Genomic DNA, 15,397 nt, shown 5'->3' on the forward strand with positions numbered 1-15,397 from the left:
AATACAAATTCATAATTATTTATATGCCAATAGCTCCAAATTTCACTTCTGTTTTAAGCAAAGATTGGGAAATCAATTTCACGCAATGCGCGCCCAATGGATTTTTAAAATATACTGATTTGTGTAATATTTTACAATTAACGGCTGCGGCACACTCGGAAATTGGGGGGATTAGTTTTTTGGATATGCAGCAATTCAACCAAGCTTGGGTTTTAAGCAGAATGCGTGTTGAAATTACTAAATTACCAAAATGGGGAGATATTGTAACCGTGAAAACGTGGATCAATTCACTAGAAAATTCCCGTTCTGTGCGTGCTTTAGAAATGCATGTGAATGGAGAAAAAATCGTAGGATCGGAGACTTTTTGGGCTGTTTTCAACACTAAAACCCGCAGACCGGAAGGTTTGGCCTTGCCGTTTGACCATTTTGAATTATATCCGGAAAAAAGAGCCACACAGGAAGGTTTTTCTAAGATTAATTTCAATCATGAAAAAGAGATCGCTTTTGAAAAAACCGTATTCTTGTCGGATTTAGATATCGTAAATCATGTCAATAATGTAAAATACCTGGAATGGTGTTTGGATTTAGTTGATGAAAAATTAATTCTGAATCAAAAGATTAAAAGTTTTGAAATGAATTTTCTAAAGGAATTGTCTTTAAAAGATAAAGTAATCATTCATGAAAATATTTCTGAAAACGAAACCATTTTTAGTATTACGAAAGAAGATAAAACAAGTTTCGCTTTACAATTGAATTGCAAATAGAATAAAATTGTTATTTAAACAAACTCCCTAAGCGAACTCAAGTGGTAAATAGCTCCCAAAAAAAAAGGCTTCGATTTCTCGAAGCCTTTTCTATTTTATACTGCTTTTTTATTTTTCACTACTAATCTAAATCCTTCACCGTGAATGTTTAAGATTTCAACATCTTCATCCAGTTTCAGATATTTTCTTAGTTTAGCGATGTAAACATCCATACTTCTTGACGTAAAATAGTTGTCATCTCTCCATATTTTTGTTAAGGCCAATTCTCTTGGCATTAAATCATTTTCGTGAAGAATCAACATTTTCAATAATTCATTCTCTTTTGGAGACAATTTTATCGGTTCTTCATTATCATATGTTAGAAAACGAAGTTTAGAATTCAAATGGAATTTACCAATGTTAAATTCAAATTGAACTTGCTCTGCTTTTGTATCAGAAGATTTTCTTTGAATAATAGCTTTAATTTTCATCAATAAAACTTCAGAATCAAAGGGTTTATTCAAATAATCATCAGCACCTGCTTTATATCCTTTCAATACATCCTCTTTCATAGATTTTGCTGTCAAGAAAATAATAGGCACTTCATTGTTCTTCTCTCTGATTTCTTTAGCTAGTGTATAGCCATCTTTATATGGCATCATTACATCTAGAATACACAAATCATAAGTATCTTTTTTGAACTTTTCAAATCCTTCCATTCCATTTTTTGCTAAAGTAACATCAAAATCATTTAGCATTAAATAATCTTTTAGTACCGCACCAAAATTAAGGTCATCCTCCACTAAAAGTATTTTTTTATTTACATTTTCCATATTCCTAATTTATTAATGGTAATTTTATTATGAAGGTACTTCCTTTTCCCTTTTCACTTTCTACATAAACTTGACCGTTATGGTCTTCAACTATTCTTTTAACATACGCCAGACCTAATCCGTGACCTTTAACATTATGTATATCTCCAGTATGTTCTCTATAAAATTTTTCAAAAATTCTTTTTTGAGCCACTTTACTCATACCCAAACCATTGTCTTTTACTTTGATAATAACCATGTCTTTAACATTTTCGGTATACACATCAATCTCCGGAACATTTGGGGAATATTTTATTGCATTTTCTAAAATATTAACAAGCACATTCGTAAAATGAACATCATTAATTAAAACAGTAGTTCTACTAGCGTCAAAATGACTTCTAATAGATCCATGTCGGTCTTCTAAAATCAAATTAACATGCTCAATCGCATCATTAATAATATCCTGAATATTATTAGAATCTTTATTAATGTCTAATTCTTTTTTCTCCAGTTTAGAGATTCTTAAAACATTTTCAACCTGAGCGTGCATTCGCTTATTTTCATCTCTAATCATTTGGAGGTATCGAAACACCTTTTCCTTATCATCAATAATCTTTGGATTTTTAATAGCGTCCAAAGCTAAATTAATAGTCGCTATAGGGGTTTTAAACTCATGCGTCATATTATTAATAAAATCCGTTTTTATTTCAGATATGTGGCGTTGACGAATCAATTGGTTCAAAGCACTTGAATAAGCTATAATAATAATAAGCGTAAATATGATTGAAAGTATGGTTATGCTAACGAGTTCCGATAATAAAAACTTCTTTTTATGAGGGAAAGTAACCAATAATTGGTATTTACTATTTCCTTCATTATCAGTAAGTATAGGAATTGAATATGTGGCTTCTTTATCGTATTTAAAATTATTTGACTTAATTTTAGTTGCCAAATTATTACTATAAATACCAAACTCAAATTTTGTATTTACACCATATTCCTCTAATTCTTTTTTTATGAGTTTGTTTAATGTTTCTTTTGAAACTCTTTCTTCAAGAGGCATTGCAGAAGCAATATCTTTAAAGAAAATTTCAAATTGCGCATTGTCTAAAACATCTAAATTTCCAGATTTTTCAATCCTTACATCTGGTATCAAACTTTGTTGAACGCCAGGATTATCAATATTATTATTGTTATAAACTTCAGTAACACGTTTAGAATTAAAATTTTTAAACCTTTCAGTGTCAAATTTTTTGTCAAAGAGCGTTGAAGATATATTGTAATCCTCTGATATGATACTATTTGAATATATTATAGTTTTGTTTGTTTTCGGATTCTTTTGAACGTAATAAAACTCTAATAAATCATTCTTTTTTGGAATCTTTCCAGTACTGTCTTTATAATGATTGTATTTATCATAAAAACTGTATGCTTCATGTTGTTGCAATTTATCTGCTACATTACCAATAACCTGCTTGACATGAAATTTAAATTGTTCATCATTGTTTTTAAATGAGGTATTAAACCAATACACCTGAACAAGAATTATTCCTATCAGGGATAAACTCATCAACAATACAAGTAATCTAAAAAAAAGTTTATTCATCGAGACAAAATTAGTATTTTAACAATATATTAAATAATACATTAACCAAAGATTAACATCTAAGACTCGTTTTGTTTAATCTTTAAAATTTTAAGAATTTTAACAATTTCTAATTTTGCCGCTTCAATTGAAATATTTTCTATGACAAAATCGCTTTTTGAAATGCGCTGTTCGTCAGTCCATTGTGCATTTATTCGCTTTAAAACAAGTTCGCGTGTAATTTTATCGCGCTCCATAACCCTTTGAATCCTTGATTCAACTGGTGCAGTAATCGATATAATTAAATCACAATTTTTATAACCACCGCTTTCAAATAAAATGGCAGCTTCATAAATAATATAAGGTGCTGCTGCATGTTGCAAAAGCCACTGATCAAAATGTCTTTTTACGGCAGGATGAACTATTTTATTGAGTTCTTTTAATTTTTCAGGGTCATTGAATACGATCTCAGCTAATTTTTCTCTATTCAATACATCATTTATAAAAATAGAATTACCAAATACTTTTTTAATAGCTTCAATAATTTCTGCTGATTTCATAATTTCCCTTGCTTCATCATCTGCAATGTAAACAGGAATGTCAAATGATTGAAAATAATTTGCAATGGTTGTTTTCCCACTTCCGATACCGCCTGTTAAACCAATTATTTTTGTCATATTATTTTTTGAAAAATAACTCAGGAAAAGCCTCTTGTGGGTTTTGCTTCAGAATGATGATTTTTATAAATGATTCTAAAAATCCTATTCCGTAACCATAAAATTGTTTCCAAACAGCTATCAATGATAAAAATCCAATTTTAACACTCTTGTTCTGATACGTAGACACCAAAAACAGTACCAAAAAATAAAAAAAATATAACTGAAGTAGCTGATCAAAATTGAAAACCAATAATAGTAAGGATATGAAAAATCCTATTATAAAAATAGACGGAAAGAAAAAAGTGAGTTTATTGTATTGTGGATACCAACTGTTAAGAATCGGTCTTGCTTTACCAAACTTATTCACCTGAACGGAAAATTTATCCCAATCAATTCTTCGTTTGTGATAGACATAAGCTTTTGGAAATAATTTGGTCTCAAAACCTAAATTCCACAAACGAATTGATAAATCCGGATCTTCACCAGGATGGATGTTTCCAAAACCTTTCGACGCTTCAAAAGCTCTTCGAGACAATCCCATGTTAAAACTTCTAGGCTGAAACTTATCGATTTTTTCTGAACCACCTCTAATTCCTCCTGTAGTAAGAAAAGAAGTCATTGCAAAATTGATTGCTTTTTGAATATCTGAAAAATTGTCTAAAGCTTTATCAGGACCTCCAAAACAATCTACATAATTTTGCTTTAAGGCTTTGTCTACTTCCATCAAATAACCTTCCGGAATAATGCAATCCGAGTCAAAAATGATAAAGTAATCTCCTCTAGATTTAGTCATTCCGTAATTCCTAGAGTCCCCTGGTCCTGAATTTTCTTTATAATAATAGGAAATATCAAGTCTGTCGCCATATTTTTGAGCAACATCCTTACAAGGTAAAGTGGAGCCATCTTCAATTATAACAATTTCAAAAATTTCGTTGTAGGTTGAACGAGATAAACTTTCTAAAAGTTCATCAACTTCGTCCGGGCGATTGTAAACCGGTATGATAAGGGAAAATAACATAAATTAAGAATGTGGTATTAAAGATGTTTTTTAGACTCAAATAATTTTAACAAATATAATCTTTATACATAAAAAAACCATCAACTATTAATTGATGGTTTTATAAATATTTACTTTGGTATGGGATTACGCAATACTTTCGATGTTGACCACTTCGTTTGCATCTGCTTTATAATCTACTCCTGGAACGTCAAAGCCAAACAGATTGTAAAAATCTTTTCTGTAACCTTCTAAATCACCTATTTCAGATAAGTTTTCGGTAACAGCCTCAATCCATAATTTAGCTACTTTTTCTTGAACGTCAGGACGCATTTCTAAATCGTCGATACGAATTCTTCCTTTCTCATCTACAGGAACTTCATTTCCGGTATATAATCTGTCTTGGTATAAACGTTGAATTTGCTCAATACAACCTTCATGAATTCCTTCTTCTTTCATTATTTTGTACAATAAAGAAATATACAATGGAATTACAGGAATCGCAGAACTTGCTTGAGTTACTAATGCTTTATTTACAGAAACAAATGCTTTTCCATCAATATCAGCTAAACTGTCAGTGATAGCAAATGCAGTCGCTTCAAGATGATCTTTAGCACGACCTATTGTCCCTTTTCTATAAACTGCCTCAGTCAATGAGGGGCCAATATAAGAATAAGCAACAGTTGTAGCTCCAGGCGCCAATAAATTTTCTGCTTTTAAAGCATCAATCCACATACCCCAATCTTCACCACCCATTACAGCAATTGTATTTTCAATATCATCGCCACTGCAAGGCTCAATAGAAATTTCAGAAACTTTACCCGAATGAAAATCAACCGTTTTGTTCGTATAAGTACTTCCAATTGGTTTCAAAACAGAACGATGCACAACACCAGTAACTGGATGAACACGAACAGGAGAAGCTAAACTATAAATTATTAAATCAATTTGACCTAAATCAGCTTTGATAAGATCTAATGTTTGTTTTTTTATTTCATTAGAAAAGGCATCGCCATTGATACTTTTTGCATATAAACCTGCTTTATGAGCTTCATTTTCGAAAGCTGCAGAATTATACCAACCTGGTGAAGCCGTTTTTCCTTCAGAAGGTGCTTTTTCAAAAAATACACCAATCGTTGCTGCATTAGAACCAAAAGCACTTGTAATTCTAGAAGCCAACCCAAAACCGGTTGAAGCTCCAATTACCAAGACTTTTTTAGCCCCATCAATATTTCCTTTTGATTTTATATATTCTATCTGATTTTTAACATTTTGTTCGCATCCTTTTGGGTGAGATGTCGTACAAATAAATCCTCTCATTCTAGGTTCTATAATCATATTTGGTTATTCTTTAATTTAATTTTTTGTATAATTGTTTTTAAGCTTTCGCAAAATGCTTCCTAAAAGGGAGCAAATATAAAGCAAAATATTAGTTCAACAACGCTTTTGCGTGATTTAAGGCCGATTCAGAAACGATTGTTCCTGATAACATTTGTGCAATCTCCACTACTCTATCTTCCTCGTTCAATAGCTTTAGTTCCGATTGTGTATCATCACCAACAGTCGATTTAAATACTTTGAAATGTGCATTCCCTTTTGCAGCGATTTGAGGCAAATGCGTGATGGCAAAAATTTGCATCTCCTGACTCATTTCCTTCATGATTTCTCCCATTCTGATGGCAATTTCTCCTGAAACACCAGTATCAATTTCATCAAAAATTAGTGTTGGCAATTTTGAATATTGTGCTAATATTGCTTTAACGGCCAGCATGATTCTTGACATTTCCCCACCGGAAGCCACTTTTTTCAACAAACCAAAATCAGTTCCTTTATTGGCAGAAAATAAAAACTGAAGTTCATCTTTTCCATTTTGAAAATACGTTTCAGCAGTATTAATATCGATTTTGAAACGAACATTAGGCATTCCTAACGTTTCTAAAATCGCAATCAATTTTTGAGATAAAACTGGAATCGATTCTAATCTATTATCATGAATTATAGTCGACATCGCGTCTAATGTCGTTGTTTTTTGTTCAATCGAATGCGTTAATGCGATAATTTCTTCTTCGATATTTCCTAATTCTAAAACTGAATTTTCTAAGGTAGCTTGAATTTTCAGTAATTCATCAACCGTAGAAACCTGATGTTTCTTTTGCAAATTAAAAAGAACCTGCAACTTTTGGCTAATTAAGTCCAATTGCTCCGGATCATTAATTAGTTTTTCAGAACAACGATTCATCTCCTCTGAAATATCATCAAACTCAATTGTTACGCTTGTAATTCTTTCTAATAAAGAATGATAATCAGCTGAAAAAGGAGCTATTTTTTGTAATGAAATTTTAATTTCTTTCAAATTATTCAAGACTCCTATTTGTTCTTCATTGGCAATAGCCAAAGCTTTATCGATAGACTCTTTAATAATCTCAACATTATTCAATTTTTCAAAATCAGCTTCAAGAGTTTCTTGTTCCCCTGATTTTAATTGAGCCGTAACCAATTCATCCAATAAAAAAGTATTGTATTCCTGTTCTTTCTTAGATTCGCTTTGCCTTTTCAGCAGCGAATTCAATTTGGATTTATCCGATTTATAACTTTTCAAAAGCGATTGGTAATCCAGAATCGTCTCTTTATTATTGGCAATGGCATCGATAATATCAAACTGAACATTTTCATCCGAAAGTTCTTGCGTTTGCTGTTGCGAATGAATATCAATCAAAAACAAACTCAATTCCTGAAGTTCCTGAAGGTTTACGGGACTGTCATTGATAAAAGCCCTGGATTTCCCCGAAGGCAGAATTTCGCGTCTAATTATAGTTTCATTTTCATAGTCTAAATCATTGGCGTCAAAAAACGGCAATAAATTATACTTTGAAATTTCAAAATGAGCTTCAATGATGCACTTTTCCTCCTTGTTTTTCAAAGAAGTTAAGTCGGCTCTTTTTCCTAAAACTAGTCCTAATGCTCCTAAAATTATTGATTTACCGGCGCCCGTTTCTCCTGTAATTGTTGAGAAACCTTTTGAAAAATCGATAGTCAATTTTTCTATTAAAGCATAGTTTTTTATCGAAAGTGACGTTATCATCTATATATTGTTTTGGGATGAGGAGCTAAAGAATAAATTAAAAATTGAAAACCAATTAATATTTTATTAGCACCCATTTACTTGAATTCAAAGGAGAAATTTTATTCAGATTATCAGCTAAATCTGATATAGTAATACTTGGTCCGCCAGAAAATATAGAAACGATTTCATCTGATTTGGAATCAAAAAAGACACGCGTTAAAAAGGCATTAGGTCTTGAAGCATTTAATTTTGCCAAATTAATTAACGATCCTTTTATTTTTTCTTTCGAAGCTTTTAAATCCTGACTCATCAAGTCTAATCCGGTATGATAGTCATACATAGTTTGTCTGATTTGTTTGAATGCCGGTGATAAAATATCGTTTATTAGAAAATATCGATTTTGATTTCCATCCGTTTGCCCCCATCCTTTAGATCCTCCTTGTTGCGCCACATTGGAAATATTTTGAGCAATTTCAAAATTTGGATTTCCTGATTCCAAAACAAAAGTATCCAAATCCATTCCTAAAATAACATAACTGTAAAACGCGAGTACCGAAACTAAATTAGAATCGAAAGTTGTTGGATTAAAAATTAAATTTTCGAACTCCGTATATCTAAAACTAAAGTCTTTATCATTAAAATTCAATACAGGAGATGCGTAGGAAGAGTTAAAAACTGGTCTTGATGATTGTACCTGAATAGTGGCCGTAAATTGATCCGAACTATTTGATGAAACGGTAATATACATAGAGCAATTAATCTTTTCGTTTTGCTTAAAAGTCTGCCCTGTCCAATCCGTTTTGTTTACAAATTCACTTATCGATGTTTCCAGCGTCTTGAAAACTTGCTGATTTGCATTACTTAATTTTTGTGCATTTACAGTCACAGTACAATTTAACTGTTGCGCTTGTGTAAGCCCAAAAGTAAGTAGTAAAAGAAAAGTAATTATTTTATTCATCTGTAGCTTTCTATTGTTTCTTATGGGTCATCTGTAAATCACTCACCATCATTGCCGTTTGAATTGCAATCCGCTAGCTCATTTTATAAAAGTGTGCTATTACTTTATTTAGAATATCATCAGCAACTGCTTCTTTCGATTTTAATTCCATGGCTTCGATAGTAAAAAACTTATCTATAAAAGTAACTTTATTTGTCGCCTTTCCAAAACCGGCTCCTATATCCTGCAATGAATTTAGAACTATCAAATCTAAGTTTTTTTTCTGAATTTTCAACTTAGCATTTTCAATTTCATTTTCTGTTTCCAAAGCAAAACCAATTAAAAACTGATTTTTTTTACTTTGTCCTAAAGATGCTAAGATATCCTTTGTTTTCTCCAATTCAATAGTGAAATCATCATCATTCTTTTTGATCTTTTGCAAAGCTACATTCTTAGGCTTATAATCCGCAACTGCAGCAGCAGCAATCGCAACATCCACATCAGCATAATAAAGATGACAGGCATCATACATTTCCTGGGCAGAAACCACTGGAATCACTTTTATAAATGGATTAGTAGTTTTACAATGTGTAGGTCCAGTAACTAATACTACTGAAGCTCCCAGATTTGCAGCACTAGAGGCAATATCAAACCCCATTTTCCCTGAAGAATGATTTCCTATAAAACGTACTGGATCTATCGCTTCGTATGTGGGACCGGCAGTAATTAATATTTTTTTTCCTTTTAATGGCAATCTGCTTTCTAAATCTGCTTCTATAAAACCTACAATATGTTCCGGTTCAGCCATACGTCCTTCGCCTGAAAGTCCACTGGCTAATTCTCCACTTTCAGCAGGAATTATAGTGTCTCCAAATTCAGTAAGCGAGAAAAAATTAGCAATGGTGGAGGGATGTTTGTACATATCCAAGTCCATTGCAGGTGCATAATAGACGGGACACTTTGCTGATAAATATGCTGCAATCAAAAGATTATCACAAGTGCCATTTGCCATTTTTGACAAGGTATTTGCAGTTGCTGGAGCAATAACCATCAAATCAGCCCAAAGTGCTAATTCAACATGATTATTCCATTTCTCATTTTCGTCGTCTTGATTGTAAAAACTGGAAAATACAGGATTTTTAGATAACGTAGATAACGTTAATGGAGTTATAAAATCCTTAGAAGCAGGTGTCATTATCACTTGGACATGCGCACCTGCTTTTATGAAAAGTCGTACTAATGAAGCTGTTTTATAGGCTGCAATTCCACCAGAAATCCCTAGCAAAATTTTCTTACCGTTTAAAACTGACATTACTACTATTACTTATTTGAATCTCTGTGGTAAATTTTACCATCTAACCATTCTTGAACCGCTAAAGCGTGAGGCTTAGGCAATTTCTCGTAAAATTTTGAAACCTCAATTTGTTCTTTGTTTTCAAAAACTTCTTCAAGACTGTCATTATATGTAGCAAATTCTTCCAATTTCTCAGTCAATTCTTTTTTGATTTCAGAATTGATTTGGTTTGCTCTTTTAGCCATAATGGTTATCGCTTCATACACGTTTCCAGTAGGTTCCTCAATAACATTCTTGTTGTATGTTATTGTATTTACCGGAGCATTCGTCTTTTTTAAATCCATGACTTTATTTATTTAGTAAATTTTTGTAAATCTTTTTCAATTCTAACGAACATTTCGTCTGCTTTATTTTTGTATTTTGTATTGGCATCAAATTTAACCAAATTTGAATGTGCTACTTTTGCAACATTTAATCGCTCTTCCATTTTTGCAGGAACACTATTGATTGCCAGTTGATAAGCTGAATCATATTTGTAAAACAAGGCATCTTCCTTGAATTTTGTTCCAGGGTAATCCGCTATAAAATTATCAAAAGCAACTATTGCTGATTTAAAATCGGAAATAGTATTATACCCTTTTGCATTTTCATATACCTTTTTCTCTATTTTATCACTTAACACTTTTAAAGTTGCATTTGCTTCTGCTAAATATTCCGAATTAGGATAAGTATCAATAAATGCTTGTAATTTATCTATCGCTTTCACTGTATCTGCCTGATCCAAGCTGTAAACTGGAGATAGCATTGAATAACTTTTCGCACCTAAATAAGCCGCTTCTTGTATTTTTTCACTTTTTGGATAACCAGAAACAAAACTTTCAAATTGGTATCCTGCTAAATAATATTGTTTGGTTTTGTAATACGATTGTGCAAACATGTAAAACAACTTTTCCGCTTGTGGTTTCCCTCTGTATGCCGGGGCAATTTGTTCAAAAAGACGAATCGCTTTTGAATATTTACCTGTATCGTACAATTTAGTAGCTATGTCAAATTTTACAGCAACATCTTCGGTTTTTAGTGCTTTTTGATATTCGTTACAAGAATAAAAAAGGGTAACAAGAAGCAATAGAGATATTATTTTTTTCATTTTTTTACTTTTTTTACGATTTCTGTGTTGTATTCAACCTACAGAAAATCATACCGAAGTTTCGGTGGCAAATTTAGTTATTAATTTAGCTACTACAAAATATATTTTTGTATAAAAAAACACACTGCTTTTTACGCTTGTTTATTCATTTTTTTAACAAATTGTCCAATTCTGTCAGCCAATGATTCATCTACTTTTACTAATGGCAAACGCACTGTGTTTTCAGCAATTCCCAATGATAGAAACACTTGTTTGATTCCTGCAGGATTCCCCTGTTCAAAAATCATATCAATACAATCCGACAAAAGGTATTGTGATTTGAATGCTTCCTCTACTTTTCTATTTAAACCCAATCGAATCATTTCAGAGAATTCTTTTGGAAAACCTTGTCCAATTACAGATATAACGCCAGATCCACCTGCCAAAATCATTGGCAAGGCAATCATATCATCGCCAGAAATCACAAGAAAATCCTTTGGTTTGTTTTTTAATATTTGCATCGCTTGAACAATATCACCAGCTGCTTCCTTGATAGCAACCACATTTTCAAAATCATTTGCTAAACGCAAAACAGTTGAAGGCAACATATTACTTGCCGTTCTTCCTGGTACATTGTATAAAATTACAGGAATAGGAGAAGCTTCAGCAACAGCTTTAAAGTGTTGGTAGATTCCTTCCTGAGTTGGTTTACTATAATATGGTGAAACCGAAAGTATTGCAGCAAACTGTGATAAATCTCTCGTTTTAAGCTCCTCTACAACTTTCATTGTATTATTACCTCCAACACCTAATACCAATGGCAATCTTCCATTATTAGTTTCTATTACCGTCTTGATAACTACTTCTTTTTCGTCATGAGACAATGTTGCATTTTCAGCAGTTGTACCAAGTACGACAAGGTATTCAATTCCATTATCAATTGAGAAATTTACAATTCTTTTTAATGCTTCAATATCAATTGAAAAATCCTCGTTAAATGGCGTCACAAGGGCAACACCTGTTCCTATTAATGATTGCATATGGGATTATAATTTGTTTAACATTTTTAAATATCTAAATAATTCGTGAGTGAAAACTTTATAATTTTCGGCATTGGTATTAATTATCAAGTGATTTAATCTTTTATCTATTGATGAAAATCCAACTTTAAATTTTGCTTTTGAATTGTGAGTAACAACCATTAAAATTGCTTTTTCAACATCGTAATAATTGATTAGTAAATCAAATTTTTCGTTTACAAAATCATTTACCTGTTGATTCGTTATCTCCCCTTTCCAATTGAGATGTTTCGCTCCAAAAGCAGGATGATTATGCGCATTACTTTTTCTAAAAGTGTCTTTGTAAACAATAACTTTAATATTGTCTGCTGGAATTCCATTTGCTATTAACTCGTTAATCAACGCCTCTTTTTTCGAAAAATAACTGGCATCTATAAGTAAACCTACAGTTTGTACCGAAGTTGAAAGCGAACTGCCTTTAACATTCTGCAAGCTGCTTTTTAATATTTTTTTTACAGAAAAATTCTTTATGTAATTTAAAAACATATTACTTTTACTTGATTACAAAATTAATTAATTAAGTCGCATTTGAAATGGTAAATCTAAAAAAGTATAACGATGTTTTAAAACTTTTTGTTATATTCTTAACATTTATTTTCATTACTTCCTGTAGCAAACAAAACTACTACATTACGAAGATAGAAGGTAAAAGAATCCCAATTACTGAAAAGAAAAACCAAGTTCCTGACCCGAGCCTAGATGACGAGCAGACAAAGCAAATTGAAAACTTTATCAAACCCTACCGCGAACACATTAATAAAGATTTAGACAGCGTTTTGGCGTATTGTCCGGTAACTTTAGACAAAAGTTCCGGCAAATGGCAGACCAATATTGGTAATTTACTAGCCGATGTTACCTTGATGCGAGGCAATTTAGTTTTTAATGCCCGAGAAAAAAAGAATATCGATATCTGTTTACTGAATCATGGTGGTATTCGTTCTATTCTTCCAAAAGGAAATGTAACGACAAGAACTGCTTTTGAAATTATGCCTTTTGAAAACAGCATGGTTGTCATTGCTTTAAAAGGAGGGCAAATTTTTGAATTAGTTGATTATTTCATTGCCGAAAAAAAACCGCATCCTTTATCTGGAATAACTTTTACAATTGACAAAAATAATACCGCCAAAAACATCTTAGTGCAAGGAAAAGTTATTGAAAAAGACAAAATTTATTATGTGGGTACCAATGATTATTTATCCAATGGTGGGGACAATATGAATTTCTTTAAAAAAGGCATTCAGAAATATGTTTTGGATTATAAGTTACGAAACGTTTTAATTGATTATTTCAAAGAAGTGGATACGATTCCGGTTCTAAATGATGTCAGGATTACTGTTGAATAGAAAAAATTCCTTTTAAAAAACAGAAAATAGTTTTATAAATATATAGCCCTAGCCCTGATGGTCGAATTGCTCTCGCAATTACCTTTATGTTTTTTTTAAAAACATAAAGATATAGCGTACAGCAGGACACGAGCGAAGCGAACTGACGAAGTAAATAGCTCCAAAAAAACAAAAATGAAAAGAAGAGATTTTATCGAAAAAACCGCTGCAAGTACCGCTTTATTGAGTTTAGGACTACCTTTAACTAGCTTTACATCTAGTGTGACGAAACATTTGACAATTCTACATACAAATGATGTACATAGTTATATAGATCCTTTTCCGGCGGATCATCCCAGAAATCCTAATATGGGCGGCGTTGTACGAAGAGCGGCTCTTATAGAATCAATCCGAAAAGAAAATCCAAATGTGCTATTGCTAGATGCCGGTGATATTTTTCAGGGAACGCCGTATTTTAATTATTACGGCGGTGAATTAGAGTTTAAATTGATGAGCATGATGCAATATGATGCTTCCACAATAGGAAACCATGATTTTGATAATGGCGTTGAAGGTTTGTATGCTCAAATGCCTCATGCGAAGTTTGAATTCTTATCAGCAAACTATGATTTTAAAAACACGGTGATGGATGGTTTTGTAAAACCGTATAAGATATTTAATAAAAATGGAATCAAAGTTGGTGTTTTTGGCCTTGGAATTGAACTCAATGGATTAGTGGATAAAGCAATGTACAAAGAAACGGTCTACAATAATCCTGTTGAGGCGGCTCAAGATATGGTTCGGATTTTAAAAAAAGAGCAACAATGTGATTTAGTAATTTGCTTGTCGCATTTAGGGTATAAATACAAAGACGAACCCAATAAAATTTGTGACTTAAAACTAGCGGAACTGACCCAGGATATTGACTTAATAATAGGCGGTCACACGCATACTTTTCTTGATAAACCAACGGTTGCAAAAAACATTATTGGCAAAGAAGTTTTGGTAAATCAAGTAGGTTGTTACGGAATTAATTTAGGCCGAATTGATTTTTATCTGGATAATAATAAACAGAATACATCCAAAGGAACATCAATTATTGTTTAATTTTTCGGGATCTGAAATCAAGTTGGAATACTCCACATCAATAACAAATTTATAAAAAGTATAATGTAATGTTATGTTTAACAGCATTGCCAATGGTCTAAAAACAGTTGGTGCTAAATTAGAAAAATAGTATTTTTCAATAAAAACTATAAATATTGCGTCACTGATAACAAACCAAATATTAATAACTAAGTATTATTTTTAACGTCATTCATCACATAGTTGGATAAAGTAATTACGCCAAGAATGAAAATCAATATATTTTGAATGATTAAAATATCATAACTTTTAGACGTTAATCCCTCCGAAATAGATAATAAATAAAAGAAAACAAACATAAATGGAACAATTGCAATCAGTAAGGGAATGAAAGTGATAAGCTTTGTCAATTTAATTATATAATAAATTTTTAGTACTCGATGTATTAAAAAGGCAAGTAATCCTAAAAAAAAAGCATCTTTTCAGTATTTGGAATAAAAAAAATATTTGTAATTAATGAAAAGAATATTGTTGCAAAAAATAGTCTATTTCTTTCATTTGAAGTATTCCAGTACAAAATCATCAATAGTATTGAAATAAGAGGATTTAGAAAAAAAAGTACTGGTTTATATACAAATAACTCTACCGTAACTTCAACCGAAGCAACTGTGAAATAAAAAACTGTAATCC

General features: G+C 31.7%; 15 protein-coding genes. 3 read left to right on the top strand and 12 right to left on the bottom strand.

Annotation, left to right across the window (positions count from 1 at the left end; all coding sequences use genetic code 11):
• Positions 1 to 23 precede the first annotated feature (23 nt).
• Complete coding sequence (locus ACM55K_RS16355; RefSeq protein WP_416851342.1) at positions 24 to 764, top strand: acyl-[acyl-carrier-protein] thioesterase; 741 nt, start codon at positions 24 to 26, stop codon at positions 762 to 764.
• Positions 765 to 859: 95 nt separating this feature from the next.
• Here the strand turns inward: ACM55K_RS16355 and ACM55K_RS16360 are convergent, their stop codons facing one another.
• The 12 genes from ACM55K_RS16360 to ACM55K_RS16415 form a co-directional block, all read right to left on the bottom strand.
• Entirely contained in the window at positions 860 to 1,576 is a 717-nt protein-coding gene (locus ACM55K_RS16360; protein WP_416851343.1) for a response regulator transcription factor, read from the bottom strand.
• Positions 1,577 to 1,580: 4 nt separating this feature from the next.
• On the bottom strand, positions 1,581 to 3,164 hold the full coding sequence (locus ACM55K_RS16365; protein ID WP_416851344.1) for a sensor histidine kinase: 1,584 nt from the start codon (positions 3,162 to 3,164) through the stop codon (positions 1,581 to 1,583).
• A 59-nt stretch (positions 3,165 to 3,223) separates the two neighbouring features.
• Positions 3,224 to 3,820 carry a dephospho-CoA kinase gene (gene coaE / locus ACM55K_RS16370; protein ID WP_416851345.1) on the bottom strand — a complete coding sequence of 199 codons (597 nt, stop codon included), beginning with the start codon at positions 3,818 to 3,820 and terminating at the stop codon, positions 3,224 to 3,226.
• 1 nt (position 3,821) lies between these two features.
• Complete coding sequence (locus ACM55K_RS16375) at positions 3,822 to 4,820, bottom strand: glycosyltransferase family 2 protein (protein ID WP_416851346.1); 999 nt, start codon at positions 4,818 to 4,820, stop codon at positions 3,822 to 3,824.
• A 126-nt stretch (positions 4,821 to 4,946) separates the two neighbouring features.
• Positions 4,947 to 6,137 (bottom strand): enoyl-ACP reductase FabV, encoded by a 1,191-nt coding sequence (gene fabV / locus ACM55K_RS16380; protein WP_416851347.1) that lies wholly within the window; start codon positions 6,135 to 6,137, stop codon positions 4,947 to 4,949.
• Between the two features lie 91 nt (positions 6,138 to 6,228).
• Complete coding sequence (recN, locus tag ACM55K_RS16385) at positions 6,229 to 7,881, bottom strand: DNA repair protein RecN (RefSeq protein WP_416851348.1); 1,653 nt, start codon at positions 7,879 to 7,881, stop codon at positions 6,229 to 6,231.
• Positions 7,882 to 7,936: 55 nt separating this feature from the next.
• Complete coding sequence (gene porD / locus ACM55K_RS16390) at positions 7,937 to 8,821, bottom strand: type IX secretion system protein PorD (RefSeq protein WP_416851349.1); 885 nt, start codon at positions 8,819 to 8,821, stop codon at positions 7,937 to 7,939.
• A gap of 73 nt (positions 8,822 to 8,894) precedes the next feature.
• Positions 8,895 to 10,112, bottom strand: coding sequence for a bifunctional phosphopantothenoylcysteine decarboxylase/phosphopantothenate--cysteine ligase CoaBC (coaBC, locus tag ACM55K_RS16395; RefSeq protein WP_416851350.1), 1,218 nt, complete (start codon positions 10,110 to 10,112; stop codon positions 8,895 to 8,897).
• 8 nt (positions 10,113 to 10,120) lie between these two features.
• Positions 10,121 to 10,438 carry a DNA-directed RNA polymerase subunit omega gene (locus ACM55K_RS16400; RefSeq protein ID WP_035671643.1) on the bottom strand — a complete coding sequence of 106 codons (318 nt, stop codon included), beginning with the start codon at positions 10,436 to 10,438 and terminating at the stop codon, positions 10,121 to 10,123.
• A gap of 8 nt (positions 10,439 to 10,446) precedes the next feature.
• Positions 10,447 to 11,241: an outer membrane protein assembly factor BamD gene (locus tag ACM55K_RS16405; RefSeq protein WP_416851351.1), complete on the bottom strand. Its 795-nt coding sequence runs from the start codon at positions 11,239 to 11,241 to the stop codon at positions 10,447 to 10,449.
• A 131-nt stretch (positions 11,242 to 11,372) separates the two neighbouring features.
• The gene (dapA, locus tag ACM55K_RS16410; RefSeq protein ID WP_416851352.1) at positions 11,373 to 12,260 is read right to left on the bottom strand and encodes a 4-hydroxy-tetrahydrodipicolinate synthase; all 888 of its coding nucleotides are present in this window, start codon (positions 12,258 to 12,260) and stop codon (positions 11,373 to 11,375) included.
• Between the two features lie 6 nt (positions 12,261 to 12,266).
• Positions 12,267 to 12,785, bottom strand: coding sequence for a DUF6913 domain-containing protein (locus ACM55K_RS16415; RefSeq protein WP_416851353.1), 519 nt, complete (start codon positions 12,783 to 12,785; stop codon positions 12,267 to 12,269).
• A gap of 47 nt (positions 12,786 to 12,832) precedes the next feature.
• On the opposite strand from ACM55K_RS16415, the gene ACM55K_RS16420 reads away from it, so the two are divergent.
• The gene (locus tag ACM55K_RS16420) at positions 12,833 to 13,642 is read left to right on the top strand and encodes a 5'-nucleotidase C-terminal domain-containing protein (RefSeq protein WP_416851354.1); all 810 of its coding nucleotides are present in this window, start codon (positions 12,833 to 12,835) and stop codon (positions 13,640 to 13,642) included.
• Positions 13,643 to 13,816: 174 nt separating this feature from the next.
• Positions 13,817 to 14,728, top strand: coding sequence for a bifunctional metallophosphatase/5'-nucleotidase (locus ACM55K_RS16425; RefSeq protein ID WP_416851355.1), 912 nt, complete (start codon positions 13,817 to 13,819; stop codon positions 14,726 to 14,728).
• Positions 14,729 to 15,397 lie beyond the last annotated feature (669 nt).

Origin of the sequence: Flavobacterium arabinosi (assembly GCF_048158725.1) — a bacterium.
Taxonomy (GTDB): Bacteria; Bacteroidota; Bacteroidia; order Flavobacteriales; family Flavobacteriaceae; genus Flavobacterium; species Flavobacterium arabinosi.